Raw genomic sequence first — 11,524 nt, 5'->3', positions numbered from 1 at the left:
TACGAGATCAACGAGGTCATCACCGGCCTCATCGGCGTCGTCCTGATCGCCTGGTCCTTCTGGTCCTCCGTCCGCCGCAACAAGGCACTGGCGGCGGAAGAGGGCGGATCCGGCTCCTCGGACGACAAGGCCGAGGTGAGCTCCGGGGTGTGACACCCTGCTCCCCGGTGTGCGCCCCGCCACGGGGTGTGACAGCGGGGACAATGAGGAACGCTTCCCTGCGGGGCGGCCGGCGCGTCCGGCCGCCCCGCAGGCGTGTGGCGGGCGGGCAAGGCGACCGATCTGTGGGGGTGGGGGCCCGATGGCCTTCTGGGACAACCTGATTCCGGGACGAGCGACGTCCTTCGACACGGGGGTGGGCGCGTCCCACACCATCGACCTGACCAGGCGCCGGCCTTCGGTCTCGCTCGCCAAACAGGGCGGCGCCACCGGCAACCTCCGGGTCAACCTCTCCTGGCGGATGCGGACCTCCGACATCGAGGGCCGCTCCCGGCAGAGCGGCCGGCTGCTGCGCAACCCCGCCCAGTTCTTCCGGCCCGAGGTCGTCCAGGCGCACACCCAGGGCATGGTGAACGTCGACCTCGACCTGGGCTGCCTGTACGAGCTCAAGGACGGCAGCAAGGGCGTGGTGCAGCCGCTCGGCGGCTTCTTCGGCGACCTCAACGCCGCCCCGTACGTGAAGCTCAGCGGCGACGACCGGTTCGGCGCCCCCTCCGGGGAGACGATCTTCGTCAATCTCGACCACAAGGACGAGATCAAGCGGCTGCTCTTCTTCGCGTACATCTACGACCAGACCCCGGCCTTCGACCGGACGCACGCCAAGATCACGCTCTACCCGAGCAACGGCCCCCGGATCGAGATCGAGCTCGACGAGCGCGCCCCGCAGGCCCGCTCCTGCGCCGTCTTCTCCGTGGACAACAGCAAGGACGAACTGCTGGTCCGGCGCGAGGTGCGGTTCGTCTACGGCTTCCAGGCCGAGCTGGACCGCCTCTACGGCTGGGGACTCCAGTGGGGGCGCGGCTACAAGTCCAAGGCGTGACGGCGGCCCTCAGCGGCTCGGCCGGGGCCGCCCGGTGGTCACCGGTGCTGGAACTGCGGCCCCATCGGAGGCATCCGGAACTCCGGGACCGGCTCGGGGCCGTGCCCGGCGGGCACCGGCTGCGGATAGCCGTACGCGGGCCCGGGGCCCGGCACCGGCTCCCGCGGGTAGCCGTAGGCGGGCTCCCGGTCGGGCCGCGGCGGCACGGGCGGCACCGGCGGCGCCGGTACGGGGGCGTGGGCGACGGTCGCGTCGAGGTCCGGGTGCGCGGCGGAGCCCGTACCGGCCCCGGTGGCGGAGGAGGCCGCCGAGGCGTCGATCAGCGCCGTCTCGGCGAGCGCGGGATCGGCGGAGGCGTCCCCGGCGGCCCCGGAAGCCCCGTCGACCGCCCCGGCCGCGCCCTCCGGGTCCTCGTCGACCGAGATGCCGAAGTCCGTCGCCAGGCCCACCAGGCCGGTCGGGTAGCCCTGTCCGACCGCGCGGAACTTCCACCCGTCGCCCCGGCGGTACAGCTCGCCGCAGATGACCGCGGTCTCCTCGCCGGTCTCCGCCGTCACGGCGAAGGACGCCAGCGGCTCCCGCTCGGGCGCGGCCGTGGCGTCGTACAGGAAGATCGTCAGGTCCGTCACCGCGCGGAAGGTGCCGCCGTCCGAGGAGGCGGCGAGCACCACCCGGTCGATGGCCGGGTCGAGTGCGGCGAGGTCGGCCTCGACCGTGTCCGTCAGCCCCTCGGCGACCCGCTTCTTCGGCAGGCGCCGCACCAGGCCGGAGGGGTGGCGCGGCTGGTTGTAGAAGACGAAGTCCTCGTCGGAGCGGACGCGCCCGTCGGGCCCCAGGACCAGGGCCGAGGCGTCCACGTCGGGGACCCCGGGGCCCGGGGTCCAGCGGAGCACGGCCCGTACGGCCGCGGTGTCGAGAGGGACGTTGGAGCCCTTCAGCATCGCGTGCGTCATGACGGCCATCCTGCCCTCCTGCCCGACCGGGGGACAACGCGGGGGCGTCACGGGTAGCGGAGCGGCCCCTACCGGGCCGCGCGGCCCCCGCGCGCGCCCGCGGCCCGCCGGGCGGTTCCCGAGCCCCCGTACCCGCCTCCCGAGCCCTTGTACCCGCCTCCCGAGCCCCCGTACCCGCCTCCCGAGCCCTTGTACCCGCCTCCCAAGCCCTTGTACCCGCCTCCCGGGCCCCGTACCCGCCCCCGGGCTCCGCGCCCGCCCCCGGGCTCCGCGCCCGCCCCTGAGCGCGCCCCCGGCCTCCCGCACCCGCCCCGCGCGCCCCAGGGCCCGCCCTGACCGGACCCGGGGAGGCGCACCTGACGGAATCAGGGGGATCCGAGGGTAGGGCAGGGGTGAACGGGCAGAGGCGAACGGGCAGGGTTGGACAGGCAGGGGTTACCTGGATTTCACGCGTGGTGGGAACTAGGGACACCCGCACCTACGTACTATTACCGGCCACATGTCTTCAGGCCCAGGGAAGCAGACGGGGGACTTACATGCGTCATTTCGGGCACATCCCGTCAGCGGCACGGAGCGGGCTGTTCCACCGCGAGCCGGCCGACTTCACCGCCGACTCGCCCGCCCGCACGCTCGCGGTCGCCCTCGGCGCCACGCTCTACAGCCCCGCCACCCGGCCCCGGCTCGCCGACGCCGTCCGCAAGCAGGCCGCCCGCGGCGTCGTGTCCATGGTCCTCTGCCTGGAGGATTCGATCAGCGACGCCGACGTCGAGGTCGGCGAGGCCAACCTGGTCCAGGAGTTCCGCGACCTCGCCGACGGACGGGCCGCCGGCGGTGCCGACGTGCCGCTGCTCTTCATCCGCGTCCGCGAACCGCGCCAGATCACCGACCTCGCCACCCGCCTCGGCGACACCGCGAGCCTGCTGTCCGGATTCGTACTGCCCAAGTTCACCGAGGCCCGCGGCAGCGCCTTCCTCGAAGCCCTCGCCGAGGCCGAGCGCGCCACCGGCCGCCGCTTCTACGCCATGCCCGTCCTGGAGTCCCCCGAGCTCCTCCACCTGGAAACCCGGGCCGAGACCCTCGCCGGCATCGCCTCGATCACCGACAAGTACCGCGACCGCGTCCTCGCCCTCCGCCTCGGCGTCACCGACTTCTGCTCCGCCTACGGACTCCGCCGCTCGCCCGACATGACCGCCTACGACGTCAAGGTCGTCGCGAACGTCATCGCCGACGTCGTCAACGTCCTCGGCCGCGCCGACGGCACCGGCTTCACCATCACCGGACCCGTCTGGGAGTACTTCCGCCCCGGCGAGCGCATCTTCAAGCCCCAGCTGCGCCGCAGCCCCTTCCTGGAGGGCCGCGCCGAGGACCTGCGCACCGCCCTCATCGAGCACGACATGGACGGCCTGCTCCGCGAGATCGAGCTCGACCGCGCCAACGGCCTCCTCGGCAAGACCTGCATCCACCCCACCCACGTGCTGCCCGTCCACGCCCTGTCCGTGGTCAGCCACGAGGAGTGGAGCGACGCCCAGGACATCCTCCGGCCCGAACGGGACGGCGGCGGAGTGCTCCGCTCCGCCTACACGAACAAGATGAACGAAGTGAAACCGCACCGGGCCTGGGCCGAGCGCACCCTGCTGCGCGCCGACGCCTTCGGCGTCGCCCGCGAGGACGTCGGTTTCGTGGAACTGCTCACCGCCGGCCTCGCCGGCTGACGAAAGGACGACGGCGACGTGGTGTGGACCGGAACGTGGGTCGCGGAGCGGCTCGGCGTCGAGCTGATCGGCGACGAGGAGCTGCCGGCCCTCTTGGGCCTCGCCCTGCGCCGCAACCCCAAGCGGGCCCATCTGCTCGTCTCCAGCGTGCTCGGCAAGCACGTGCCGCAGCACCCCTCGGTCGTGTACGGCTCCGGCCTCGGCCTCGGCCTGCGCGTCCGTGAGCTCCTCGGCGACGAGGAGGCCGGACGGGCCGTCGTCCTCGGATACGCGGAGACCGCCACCGCCCTCGGACACGCCGTCGCCGACGGCCTCGGCACCGCCCCCTACCTCCACTCCACCCGCCGCCCCGTCGCCGGCGCCGCCACCGCGGGCGGCTTCGAGGAGTCCCACTCCCACGCCACCTCGCACCTGCTGCTCCCCGAGGACCCGGAACTGCTGGCGGGCGAGGGGCCGCTGGTCCTCGTCGACGACGAGTTCTCCACCGGCAACACCGTCCTCAACACCATCCGCGGCCTCCACGAGCGCTACCCCCGCGACCGGTACGTCGTCGTCGCCCTGGTCGACATGCGCGGCCCCGCCGACCGCGACCGGCTCACCGCCTTCGCCGCCGAGATCGGCGCCCGCGTCGACCTGCTCAGCCTCGCCGCCGGCACCGTCGGCCTCCCCGACGGCGTCCTGGAGAAGGGGCAGGAGCTGGTCGCCCGGCACGAGTCCGCGCGGCCGGCCGCCCCCGCGACCCGGTCCCGCACGAAGCCCGCCTCCGACGCTTCCGCCACCCCCGCCGCCCCCGTACGCGTCCCCCTCGACTGGCCCGCCGGGGTCCCCGACGGCGGCCGGCACGGCTTCACGCCCGCGCACCGCGCCCGCCTGGAGGAGGCGCTGCCCGCGATGACGGCGGCCCTCACCGAGGCCCTCACGCCCCCCGCCCAGGCACCGGACCAGAGCCCCGCCGGCGGCCCCCGGGTCCTCGTCCTCGGCTTCGAGGAGCTGATGTACGCGCCGCTGCGGCTCGCCGGCGCCCTGGAGGACGCCGGGCTCGACGTCCGGTACTCCACCACCACCCGCTCGCCCGTCCTCGCCGTCGACGACCCCGGCTACGCCATCCGCACCCGGCTCGTCTTCCCCGCCCACGACGACCCCGCCGACGGCCCCGGCGAGCGCTACGCCTACAACGTCGCCGGAGGCGGCTTCGACGCCGTCGTCGCGGTCGTCGACTCCGCCGCCGACACCCCCGAGCTGCACGGCCCCGACGGCCTGCTCGCCCAGCTCGCCGCGCACGTCCCGCGCGTCGTCCTGGCGGTCGTCCCCTCGTACACACCGCGACGGCAACCGCAGTCGCAACCGCAGGCGGCCACGGAACCGATGGCCGCGTCCGAAGCTCCCGAAAGGAGCTCCATGCTGCCCGAGCCCCTCCGCGGCCCCGCCTTCTCCTCCTACGCCCCCGAAGAGGTCGGCTGGCTGCTCCAGGACCTCTCGGACGTCGAGCTGGAGGCGCCCACCGAGGAACGCGAGGAAGCCATCCAGAGCGGCGGCGCGCACTACGCCGAGTCGCTCCCCGTCGAGTACCAGCCGAGCGCCCGCTACCAGGAGCTCTTCCACAGCGCCCTGGACGCCTCCGCCGCCCGCATCGCCCACGCGGTCGGCACCGTCACCGAGACCGTCCTCGCCGAGCGGTCCGGCCGCCCGGTCCTCGTCTCGCTCGCCCGCGCCGGCACCCCCGTCGGCGTCCTCATGCGCCGCTGGGCCCGCCACCGCCACGGCCTCGACCTGCCCCACTACGCCGTCTCGATCGTCCGCGGCCGCGGCATCGACGCCAACGCGCTGCGCTGGCTCGCCGCCCACCACGACCCGGCCGACGTCGTCTTCGTCGACGGCTGGACCGGCAAGGGCGCCATCACCCGCGAACTCGCCGCCGCCCTCCGGGAGTCCGAGGAGTTCGCCGGCTTCGACCCGGAGATCGCGGTCCTCGCCGACCCCGGCTCCTGCGTCCGCACCTACGGCACCCGCGAGGACTTCCTCATCCCCTCCGCGTGCCTCAACTCCACCGTCTCCGGACTGATATCGCGTACGGTGCTCCGCTCCGACCTGGTCGGCCCGGACGACTTCCACGGCGCCAAGTTCTACCGCGAACTGGAGGGCGCCGACGTCTCCGTCGCCTTCCTCGACGCCGTCGAGGCCCGCTTCGACGAGGTCGCCGACACCGTCGACACCGACGTCAAGGAACTCCTCGCCGGCGACCGCACCCCCACCTGGGAGGGCTGGGCGGCCGTCGAGCGGATCAGCGAGGAGTACGGCATCCACGACGTCAACCTGGTCAAGCCCGGCGTCGGCGAGACCACCCGCGTCCTCCTGCGGCGCGTCCCCTGGAAGGTCCTCGCGAAGCGCGGCGCCGGCGCCGACCTCGCCCACGTCCGGCTCCTCGCCGAACAGCGCGGCGTCCCGGTCGAGGAGGTCGACGACCTCCCCTACACCTGCGTGGGCCTGATCCACCCCCAGTACACCAGGGGCGCGACAGGCGCCGACGGCAAGGCGGTGGTGTCCCGGTGAACGCCCCCGCGAGCGCGACCCTGGTCGCCAGCGACCTCGACCGCACCCTCATCTACTCGACCGCCGCCCTCGCGCTCGGCATGCCCGACGCCCAGGCGCCCCGGCTGCTGTGCGTCGAGGTCCACGAGTCCAAGCCGCTCTCGTACATGACGGAGGAGGCCGCCGAACTCCTCGCGCGGCTCACCGCCGAGACCGTCTTCGTGCCCACCACCACCCGGACCCGCAAGCAGTATCAGCGCATCCAACTCCCGGGCACCACACCGAAGTACGCGATCTGCGCCAACGGCGGACACATTCTCGTCGACGGCGTCACCGACGCCGACTGGCACGCCTCCGTCATCCGCAGGCTCGCCGACGAGTGCGCCCCGCTCTCCGAGATCCGCGCCTACCTCACCGCGACCACCGACCTGTCCTGGGTCCGCAAGCACCGGGTCGCCGAGGACCTCTTCGCCTACCTGGTCGTCGAGCGGGAGCGGCTCCCGGCGGACTGGCTGGACCGCTTCGGCGCCTGGGCCGGCGACCGCGGCTGGACGGTCTCGCTCCAGGGCCGCAAGGTCTACGCGGTGCCGAAGCCGCTCACCAAGAGCGCCGCCGTCCGCGAGGTCGCCAGGCGCACCGGAGCCGCGCTCACCCTCGCGGCGGGCGACTCGCTCCTCGACGCCGATCTGCTGCTCGCCGCGGACCGGGCCTGGCGCCCGGGCCACGGCGAACTCGCCGACACCGCGTGGACCGCCCCCCACCTCGACGTCCTCGCCGAGCGGGGCGTCGCGGCGGGCGAGGAGATCCTCCGCCGCTTCCGGGCGGCCGCCCTCTCCTGACGGGCGGCTCAGCCGCAGCAGCCCCCGCCGCAGCAGCCGCCCCCGCCCCTGCCCTGGGCGGGGGCGGACGCGCCCGCGGACCCGCCGACGGCCACGGCCGACAGCAGCTTCACGGTGTCGTCGTGCCCGGCGGGGCAGGAGGCGGGCGCCGAGGACTCGGCCATCGGCCGGCTCAGCTCGAAGGTGTCACCACAGGTCCGGCAGCGGTATTCGTAACGAGGCATGGAGCCAGGCTAGCGCCGCCGGAGCGGCCGGGGCAGGGACCGGGGATGAGGCTCGGGCGCCACGCGGTTCGGACGGACGGGAAGGGCCCCGGGCCCGCGCGGCTCGGGAGCTCCGGGGCGAGTGGCGGGTGGTGGGGGAGTCCCGCGCCGGGCGGCTCAGGGAGACCGGGTCGGGCGCCTCGGGTCGGGCGCCTCGGGTCGGGCGCCCAGGGCCGGGCGCCCCGGGCCGGGTGGCGCAGAGGAGCTCCAGGCCATACGGCTTGGGCGGTTCCGGGCCGGGCGGCTCAGTGGGCGCCGGCCCCCCGCTCCTCCCGGATGGCGGTGACGACGCCCGCGGCCGTGGCCCGTACCGCCTCCAGCTCCATCAGGAAGTGCCAGTAGTCGGGATGGCGCCCCTCCAGGCCGTCCACCGCCCGCTCGATCCGCCCCACGGCCTCGTCGAGGGGACGGGCGTGACGCGGCTCCGGCCGGCTGCGCCCCTCCATCGCGAGCCGCTGCGCGTCCCGCACCGCGAACCTGGCCCGGTCCGTCTCCGCCTGTGGATCCTTCGCGGCCGCGTCCAGCCGCCGCAGCCGGTCCCCGGCGGCGGACACCGCCTCGCCGGTCGTGTCCAGCAGCGCCCGCACGGTCGACAGCAGGGCCGTCACGTCCGGCCACCGCTGCTCGGCCCGGGCCGCCGCGGCCTCCGCGAGCCGCTCCTCCGCCTGCCGTACGGCCCCGGCGGCCTGCTCCGGCACGTGCTGGAGGTCCTGCCAGCAGGCGACCGAGTACCGCCGGCGCAGCTCGGACAGCACCGGCTCGACGGCCTCGGCCCGGGTCGCCAGGGCCTCCGTCCGGGTCCGCAGTGACACCAGCCGCTTGTCGATCTCCGCGGCCCGCTCCGGCAGCCGCCCGGCCTCGGACCGCACCGCCTCCGCGTCCCGCAGCACCCGGTCGGCCCGCTGGAGCGTCTCGCCCACCCCGTGCCGCCCGGCCCCTTCGTTCAGCCGGGTCAGCTCGGGCCCGAGCCGCGCGAGCCGGGCGGCCAGGTCGTCGGCCCGCAGCCCCTGCGCCCGTACGGCGTCGAGCGCGTCGCTCGCCCCGCGCAGCGCCTGTCGCGCCCGCTCCACGGCGGGCGCGAGCCGCGCCAGCTGCGTCTCGGCCCGGTCCAGCAGCGGCGCGAGCCCGCCCTCGAACCGTTCCAGCTCGCCCTTGACCCGCTCCAGCTCCTCCCTGGCCCGGGTCAGCTCCGCGCGCGCCCGCTGGGCGGTCCCGGCGTCGATCTCCTCCCGGTCCAGGTCATGGGCGTCCACGGCGGAGATGTACGCGTGCGAGACCTCGTCGATCCGCAGCCCCAGCGCCGCGAACCCCTCGACCGCCCGCCGCGCCTCGGGCGACCCGTCCACGGCGGTGATGGTCTCGATGGTGATCCGCAGCCCGCGCTGCGCCGTGTCCAGCTCGTAGAAGGCCTCGGCCGCCGCGTCCTTCGCCGCCTGCGCCTCTGCCCGCTGGCCTTCGCCGCGCCCGCCGAACCACCGCCGGGTCCCGCCGCCGGCGAACGAGTGCGGCACCACCGCCGCCACGAGCAACGGCAGCACGAAGGCCAACCGCACCGCCGACCCACCCCTGGACGCCGCCCCGCCCCTCGCGTCGCTCGCCGCCACGTCCCTCTCCCGTGCTGTCCGAAGTGCCCGGTCGTCCGAACGACCATTCTCCCACCACCAAGGACGAACACACGGGCCGATCAGTTCGCGGTGCGCACGGTGACATCGCCGTTCTCGCTCTTCAGGCTCACCGTCCGCCCGCTGCCCTCCCGCACGGGCACGTCGACGCGCCGGTCGCCGTTGTCGCTGCTGCCGCTGACGTCGTACTCGGCCCGGGGCAGCGTGACGGTCAGATCGCCGTTGTCCCCGGCGACGTCGACCCGCCGCGGCACGACCCCGAAGGCGAGCCGCACGTCGCCGTTCTCGGACCGCACGACGACCTCACCGGACCCGAGCCCGTCCTCGGCCCGCACGTCCCCGTTGTCACTCCCGATGTCCAGTGCCCCGGACACCTTCGCCACCCGCACGTCCCCGTTGTCGTTCCGCACCTTCACCGGGGTCGCGAACCCCTCGACGGATACGTCCCCGTCCTCCCCCTCGACGGACACGGCGACGTCCCGAGGAACCCGCACCCGGTGCACCGCCCCGCACCCCGAGGCGATCCCGTCGCACTCCACCCGGATCCGCAACCGCCCGTCCACCAGCTCCCACCGGGCCTCGGGCCCGCTCCCGCCGACCCCCCACCCGTCGACCTGCCGCTCGACCCGCACGTCCTCCATGTCCTCCACGTCTGCCGCGCTGATCACCAGATCGGACCCGGCGGAGTCCACGACGAGCTCCCGCCCCTGGAACGCGAACACCTCCCGCTCCACCGGAGCCCCCGCCACGTCCACACTCCCGCAGCCCACCACCGCGACCCCCGCGACCAGAACCCCCACGACCGCCCCGCCCCGACGCCCCCACACACCCACGGCCCCTCCTCCACGCCCGACTCCGACCCCACCACCGTAGAAACCCCCCACCCCTCCCCACGACCAGGCAACCCACCCACCCGAGGTGGGGCTACCCCCCGGCCCGCCCACCCCCAAGCACAGGTTTGCGATCCTCCCTTCCCCTCCGTGTAGGCTGTTGCTCTCCCACGGGTGCGTAGCTCAGGGGTAGAGCGCTGCTCTTACAAAGCAGATGTCGGCGGTTCGAAACCGTCCGCGCCCACCAGTACGAAGGCCCCTCGCCGATCATGGCGAGGGGCCTTTGACATCTATTTCTGACATCAACGTCCATGGTCACTGCGGCTTGAGCTCCAGGACCAGGACTTCGTCGAGGGGGAGCGGTGGAGGACGTCTTCGACACGACCGGGAGACCGCCGAAAGGCTGGATGCACGCCGTCTTCCACGGCGGTCCGTACGGGGAGGGGGAGGACGTGGGCCGCTGCATCCCCGGCCCGCCCGCGCCGGCCACACTGTCGGTCCCGCTGCCGGAGGGCGGTGTCCACGTGTACCGCCTGTGGACGGTGGGCTCATGGTCCGACCCGGACGACCCGATAGCCGTGTACAACCCCGATGGCCCTCCGGTCCCGCCACCTCTACTGACCGCCCAGGAGAGGCAGTGGACCCAGGAGGGGCGGCGAAGGAGGGGCCCCAGGCCCGTCAGGATCGTCGCGCTGACCGACGACGGACAGATGGCATACGACCCTGATGCCCCTGCCATCGAAGCCATGCTCGCCGGTCTGCAGGAGCGGCAGTACGTGGTCCTCCAGCGGCTGACCGACCATGATGAAGGCGACTTCTCCCTCCAGGTCCTGCTTGCCGAGGACGCCACCTACGAGGTGGAACACCAAGCGGGTACGACCGGCGAGCGTCAGTGGACGCGATCGGCTTCTGCGGCGGAGGTCCGTGCCACCGTCCTCCGCTGGACAGCCACCCAGCGGAACCGGTGCACTGAACTCGAAGACCCTACGGCCCGGGACGGCTCCTGAGAAGCCGTCCCCCTGTGACTTACGGCTTCGCGCTGAGTGCCCTGAGCGGCGTAGGCGTAGCCGTTCATCGGCCCGGTGATCTGGTTGTGCCCGAGGTCTACGCGATCCGACTCATGGGTGCCATGTGCGACAAGCGGCCCATCCCTTGTTATCGAGGTCGAACTCGTGGAGTCGTAGAGGCTGACGGCTCGTCGCCCGTGCGGTATCACCGGGGCGCGCGGTATTCCCAAGGGGGCGGGTTGGTCGTTGAACGTCAGTATCTCCGCGAGGGGTTACGGCTGAAGACGGCCGAGAGGTTCGCCCAGGGCGAGGCGAGCTCGGTGATCGCTGCCGGGGTTGAGCGAGAAGTGGTTCACGCAGCTCTGTTGAGCTGAGGCAGGGGGCAGTGCGCATCCGGGTGGGTGGGTGGTTGGCGTGGTGGGAGGCGGCTGAGCCCGTTTTCCGGGGCGTGTGCTGCCGACGTGCTGCCGTCCGCCGCAGTTGCGCCCTCCCCGCTCTGCGTCGAGCGCTGGAAGCATTCCAGGGTCCGGCGACGAAGGGGGCAGGATGGTTCAGTCGAAGTGCGGTGCTCCTACCCAGAGTGGGGGGTGGTGCCAGAACAAGGCGATGACGGGTACCTCTCGGTGCTCCAGGCACCAGGGGCCGTGGTCCCCGTACGGGGTCGAGCAGCGGAAGAAGAAGGAAGCCGAAGCCAGGATGAAGAAGCTTCGGAAGAAGCGGTAGCGGGGGC

10 protein-coding genes and 1 tRNA gene are annotated in these 11,524 nt (G+C 73.7%); 7 read left to right on the top strand and 4 right to left on the bottom strand.

Annotated features, from left to right (window positions below; translation table 11 throughout):
• Together ACF1ED_RS13480 and ACF1ED_RS13475 are read left to right on the top strand one after the other, a co-directional pair.
• On the top strand, nt 1–153 hold a 153-nt coding region (locus tag ACF1ED_RS13480; protein ID WP_391759784.1), incomplete at its 5' end, for a DUF475 domain-containing protein.
• A gap of 148 nt (nt 154–301) precedes the next feature.
• Nucleotides 302–1,039, top strand: coding sequence for a Tellurium resistance (locus tag ACF1ED_RS13475; RefSeq protein WP_391759748.1), 738 nt, complete (start codon nt 302–304; stop codon nt 1,037–1,039).
• 38 nt (nt 1,040–1,077) lie between these two features.
• Here the strand turns inward: ACF1ED_RS13475 and ACF1ED_RS13470 are convergent, their stop codons facing one another.
• Nucleotides 1,078–2,001 carry a TerD family protein gene (locus tag ACF1ED_RS13470; RefSeq protein WP_391759746.1) on the bottom strand — a complete coding sequence of 308 codons (924 nt, stop codon included), beginning with the start codon at nt 1,999–2,001 and terminating at the stop codon, nt 1,078–1,080.
• Between the two features lie 527 nt (nt 2,002–2,528).
• Between ACF1ED_RS13470 and ACF1ED_RS13465 the strand changes: the two genes are divergently transcribed.
• From ACF1ED_RS13465 to ACF1ED_RS13455, 3 genes are read left to right on the top strand one after another with little or no spacing between them, the layout of a single operon-like run.
• On the top strand, nt 2,529–3,704 hold the full coding sequence (locus ACF1ED_RS13465; protein ID WP_391759744.1) for an HpcH/HpaI aldolase/citrate lyase family protein: 1,176 nt from the start codon (nt 2,529–2,531) through the stop codon (nt 3,702–3,704).
• Between the two features lie 18 nt (nt 3,705–3,722).
• The gene (locus ACF1ED_RS13460; protein ID WP_391759742.1) at nt 3,723–6,254 is read left to right on the top strand and encodes a phosphoribosyltransferase; all 2,532 of its coding nucleotides are present in this window, start codon (nt 3,723–3,725) and stop codon (nt 6,252–6,254) included.
• A complete protein-coding gene (locus ACF1ED_RS13455; protein ID WP_391759740.1) occupies nt 6,251–7,072 on the top strand; it encodes an HAD family hydrolase in 822 nt (273 codons plus the stop codon). Before ACF1ED_RS13460 ends, ACF1ED_RS13455 begins: the two co-directional genes overlap by 4 nt.
• Nucleotides 7,073–7,080: 8 nt before the next feature.
• Here the strand turns inward: ACF1ED_RS13455 and ACF1ED_RS13450 are convergent, their stop codons facing one another.
• From ACF1ED_RS13450 to ACF1ED_RS13440, 3 genes are all read right to left on the bottom strand, one after another.
• On the bottom strand, nt 7,081–7,296 hold the full coding sequence (locus ACF1ED_RS13450) for a zinc ribbon domain-containing protein (protein WP_391759739.1): 216 nt from the start codon (nt 7,294–7,296) through the stop codon (nt 7,081–7,083).
• A 284-nt stretch (nt 7,297–7,580) separates the two neighbouring features.
• Entirely contained in the window at nt 7,581–8,888 is a 1,308-nt protein-coding gene (locus ACF1ED_RS13445) for a hypothetical protein (protein ID WP_391759737.1), read from the bottom strand.
• Nucleotides 8,889–9,019: 131 nt separating this feature from the next.
• The gene (locus tag ACF1ED_RS13440) at nt 9,020–9,679 is read right to left on the bottom strand and encodes a DUF4097 family beta strand repeat-containing protein (RefSeq protein WP_391759736.1); all 660 of its coding nucleotides are present in this window, start codon (nt 9,677–9,679) and stop codon (nt 9,020–9,022) included.
• Nucleotides 9,680–9,959: 280 nt separating this feature from the next.
• Between ACF1ED_RS13440 and ACF1ED_RS13435 the strand changes: the two genes are divergently transcribed.
• Nucleotides 9,960–10,034: transfer RNA gene (locus tag ACF1ED_RS13435), tRNA-Val, on the top strand.
• A 115-nt stretch (nt 10,035–10,149) separates the two neighbouring features.
• Nucleotides 10,150–10,794 carry a hypothetical protein gene (locus tag ACF1ED_RS13430; protein WP_391759734.1) on the top strand — a complete coding sequence of 215 codons (645 nt, stop codon included), beginning with the start codon at nt 10,150–10,152 and terminating at the stop codon, nt 10,792–10,794.
• The last annotated feature ends 730 nt before the right edge of the window (nt 10,795–11,524 follow it).

The sequence above is a fragment of the Streptomyces sp. NPDC014656 genome, from assembly GCF_043084305.1.
Classification (GTDB): Bacteria; Actinomycetota; Actinomycetes; order Streptomycetales; family Streptomycetaceae; genus Streptomyces.
The sequence above is the reverse complement of the archived record's forward strand: the minus strand, read 5'-3'. Positions and strand labels throughout refer to the sequence as shown.

Coding starts and splice junctions, on each gene's coding strand:
- ACF1ED_RS13475 (WP_391759748.1), top strand. CDS start 302: ATGGCCTTCTGGGACAACCTGATTCCGGGACGAGCGACGTCCTTCGAC.
- ACF1ED_RS13470 (WP_391759746.1), bottom strand. CDS start 2,001: ATGGCCGTCATGACGCACGCGATGCTGAAGGGCTCCAACGTCCCTCTC.
- ACF1ED_RS13465 (WP_391759744.1), top strand. CDS start 2,529: ATGCGTCATTTCGGGCACATCCCGTCAGCGGCACGGAGCGGGCTGTTC.
- ACF1ED_RS13450 (WP_391759739.1), bottom strand. CDS start 7,296: ATGCCTCGTTACGAATACCGCTGCCGGACCTGTGGTGACACCTTCGAG.